This window comes from Kineococcus glutinatus, assembly GCF_039542765.1.
GTDB classification, from domain to species: domain Bacteria; phylum Actinomycetota; class Actinomycetes; order Actinomycetales; family Kineococcaceae; genus Kineococcus_A; species Kineococcus_A glutinatus.
Window position 1 is genome coordinate 1 of sequence record NZ_BAABIL010000842.1, and the last position, 2,082, is coordinate 2,082.

A 2,082-nucleotide genomic window follows, 5' to 3' on the forward strand; every position below is an offset into this window, starting at 1 on the left:
CGGCACCGGCCCGCACCTGCCCACCCCCGCGCTGTGGCGGGCCGAGCCCGCCGACGTGGCCCGCGCCTGGCCGCGGCCGGCCGCCACCGACGACAAGTACTCCCGCGGTGTCGTGGGCGTCGTGGCGGGCGGCGCGAGCTACACCGGTGCCGCCGTGCTGGCGGTGGAGGGCGCGGTGCGGGCGGGCGCGGGCATGGTGCGCTACCTGGGCCCGGAGCACCCCACCGAGCTCGTCCGGCACCGCCGCCCCGAGGTGGTGCCCGGCCCGGGCCGGGTGCAGGCGTGGGTGCTAGGCCCCGGTGTGGACCCCGACGACGCCGGGCAGGGCCGCCGGGTGCGCGACGCGCTGGCCTCGGGGGAACCCGCGGTCGTCGACGCCGGGGCGGTGCCCGCCCTGCCGCCGCGCACCGACGGCACCCGCGTCCTCACCCCGCACGCCGGGGAGCTGGCGCGGCTGCTCGGCGCCCGCGGCCGGGAGGTGTCGCGGGCCGAGGTCGAGGCCGAGCCGCTGCGGTACGCGGTGGAGGCGGCCGAGCGCACCGGCGCGACGGTGCTGCTCAAGGGCGCCACCACCGTCGTGGTGGGCAGCGACGGGGTGGTGCGCACCGCCGCCGCCGCACCGCCGTGGCTGGGCACCGCCGGGGCCGGCGACGTCCTGGCGGGGATCCTCGGCACGGCGCTGGCCGCGCGCGCCGGGGAGGTGCGCGCCGATCCCGCCCTCGCCGGGGAGGTCGCCGCGCACGCCGCGGTGCTGCACGGGGAGGCGGCGGTGCTGGCCGGTGCGGGGGGACCGCTGGCGGCCCTGGACGTCGCCGACGCCGTTCCCGCCGCGCTCACGAGCCTGCCGGGCTGGGAGCCGGTGCCCGCCCGGGGGCGCGGGTAGGGTCGTCGGGTGGGCGCAGCGTCCGGCACGGAACCCCTCGCGGAGGCGGTGGTCGACCTCGCCGCCGTGCGCGCCAACGCCGCCGCGCTGCGGGCGCGCTGCGCACCGGCGGAGCTGATGGCCGTCGTGAAGGCCGACGCCTACGGCCACGGCCTGCTGCCCTGCGCCCGCGCCGCCCTGGCCGGTGGCGCGACGTGGCTGGGGGTGGCGCAGCTGCCGGAGGCCCTGGCGCTGCGCGCCGCGGGGATCGACGCGCCGGTGCTGGCGTGGTTGTTCCCCCCGGGCAGCGACCTGCGGGCGCCGCTGCGCGCCGGCGTGGACCTGTCGGTGTCGTCGTCGTGGGCGCTGGAGGAGGTCGTCGCCGCGGCCCGCGCCACGGGGTGCACCGCCCGCATCCACCTGAAGGCCGACACGGGGCTGTCCCGCAACGGGATCGCCCCGCAGGACTGGCCCGACGTGCTGCGCGCCACCGCCGAGCACGCCGCCGAGGGCGCGGTGCGGGTCGTGGGCGTCTGGTCGCACTTCGCGAGCAGCGACGTGCCGGACGACCCCTCGGTGGCGGCGCAGCTGGCGGCGTTCGACGAGGCGCTGGCCGCCGCCGCGCGGTACGGCGTCGAGCCGGAGCTGCGGCACATCGCCAACTCCGCCGCCGCCGTGACGAACCCGGCGGCGCACCACGACCTGGTGCGCTGCGGCATCGCGCTGTACGGCCTGTCCCCGGTGCCGGACCTCGCCTCGCCCGCCGACCTGGGCCTGGTGCCGGCGATGACGTTGAGCGCGCGGCTGGCGCTGGTGAAGCGGGTGCCCGCCGGCAGCGCCGTCTCCTACGGCGGCACGTACACCACGCCCGCGGACACCACCCTGGCGCTGGTGCCGCTGGGGTACGGCGACGGCATCCCGCGGCACGCCTCCGGCACGGGGCCGGTGCTGGTGGCGGGGCGGCGGCTGCAGGTCGCGGGGCGGGTGTGCATGGACCAGTTCGTCGTCGACCTCGGCCCGGACGCACCGCCCGTGGCGGCCGGGGACCGGGCGGTGCTGTTCGGGCCCGGTGCCGCCGCGGGTCGCCCGGCCGAGCCGACGGCGCAGGACTGGGCCGAGGCCGCGGGGACGATCAGCTACGAGGTGGTGACGCGGCTGGGCCCGCGGCTGCCGCGGCGCTGGACCGGCGCGCCCGGGGACGGCGCGGGCGCCGGTCCAGC

2 protein-coding genes are annotated in these 2,082 nt (G+C 80.5%); both read left to right on the top strand.

What is annotated here, in order from left to right; all coding sequences use genetic code 11:
* The coding region (locus tag ABEB16_RS21955; RefSeq protein WP_345714290.1) for an ADP-dependent NAD(P)H-hydrate dehydratase at positions 1-883 on the top strand (883 nt) is incomplete at its 5' end.
* Positions 884-892: 9 nt separating this feature from the next.
* Positions 893-2,082, top strand: a 1,190-nt coding sequence (gene alr / locus ABEB16_RS21960; RefSeq protein WP_345714291.1) for an alanine racemase, incomplete at its 3' end; no start/stop codon positions are given.